Origin of the sequence: Mesorhizobium sp. M4A.F.Ca.ET.022.05.2.1 (genome assembly GCF_003998845.1) — a bacterium.
Lineage (GTDB): Bacteria > Pseudomonadota > Alphaproteobacteria > Rhizobiales > Rhizobiaceae > Mesorhizobium.
This window is the reverse complement of the sequence record NZ_RZOJ01000724.1, coordinates 1-1,241: the sequence shown is the minus strand read 5'-3', so window position 1 is coordinate 1,241 and position 1,241 is coordinate 1. Positions and strand designations below refer to the sequence as shown.

At 66.8% G+C, this 1,241-nt stretch carries 1 protein-coding gene; it reads right to left on the bottom strand.

Annotated elements, in window-relative coordinates; all coding sequences use genetic code 11:
- Positions 1-80 precede the first annotated feature (80 nt).
- Positions 81-1,214 (bottom strand): tetratricopeptide repeat protein, encoded by a 1,134-nt coding sequence (locus tag EN745_RS34900; RefSeq protein WP_127423324.1) that lies wholly within the window; start codon positions 1,212-1,214, stop codon positions 81-83.
- Positions 1,215-1,241: the final 27 nt, after the last annotated feature.

Genomic DNA, 1,241 nt, shown 5'->3' with positions numbered 1-1,241 from the left:
CATTCCTTCCAACACCCCTCATCCGTCTCGGCGCTGACGCGCCTATCCACCTTCTCCCACAAGGGGAGAAGGAGAGGCGCTCACCCCGCCGTGCGCGCCATATGCAAATCGACGAACTGTATCCCCTTCTGCGCCAACCTCGCCCATTCGGATTCAGCATCGAGTTCCAGATAGCGCACCCACAGCCGGCGGGCCTCGGCCATATTCCCCCCATCGAATTCCAACCGCGCAAGGTTGAACACCGGGTCGGCATAGGTCTTGTCGAGTGCGATCGCCTTCTGCAGGTGGCGGCGGGCGGAGGCCACCTTGCCCTCGTCGCTCATCAGGCCGGCGAGGTTGAACCAGGCTTCGACGAAGCCGGGATCGAGCTTGATCGCACGCGCATAGTCGTGCGCGGCTTCCGCCACGCGGCCGGCGCCGCGCAGGCAGTTGGCGCGGTTGAAGGCGGCAATCGCATCCTTGGCGTCGATCGCGAGGCAACGCTGGTAAAGCGCTGCCGCATCGTCGTGACGCCCCTCCTCTTCCGCGCCTTCCGCCTCGGCGAACAGTTCCTCCAGCGTGTCGTCTCCAGCCATTCCCGAATTTGGTGAACCCAGATCGAACAGCAACTGACCGTCGAGCTCGCTCGCACCATCGTCGAGATAGATCGCGTCGGGGCGGCCGTGCTGCGAGCCGAGATTGAGCGACTTGGCGGTGAGCGAGGCGACCGGGCCGGAGCGATGCACGGAGCGCGCGATCGCGCCCCAGTTGGCGCCGCTGGCGATCAGCCCGGCATACTTTCTGGCGAGGATGAGGTCGCGGAAGGAATAAGGCTCGGCATCGTGCTCGAAGGCGTCGAACAGCGACAGCAGGTCGAGATCGTCGCCGGCAAGTCGCGACTGGTCGATCAGCGATTGCCTCGACAGCGACGACGCCTCCGGCGCCTTCATCAGGCCGAGCAGGCGCAGGAAACCGTTCTCGCTGATCAGCGCGCGGCCGGCGGCGCGCTCGGCCTTCGCGCGCCGTTCGATGTCGGCATCGCCTGTCCTGCTCATCGCGGCTTTCGCCAGCAGCGTGCGGCCGAACACGGCATGGCTGGTGCGGCGGGTGACGCCGCGCCTCAGCTCGGCATGGCGGCGCTCGACCTCGCGCGCGGCCAGCCTCAGCGGAAAGGCGGCCAGCGCGCCGACGACGCCATAAACGGCGCCGGGGACGATGACTGACCCTGCCGTCACTTCTTGCTCTTGCCGACGGCCTTCAAC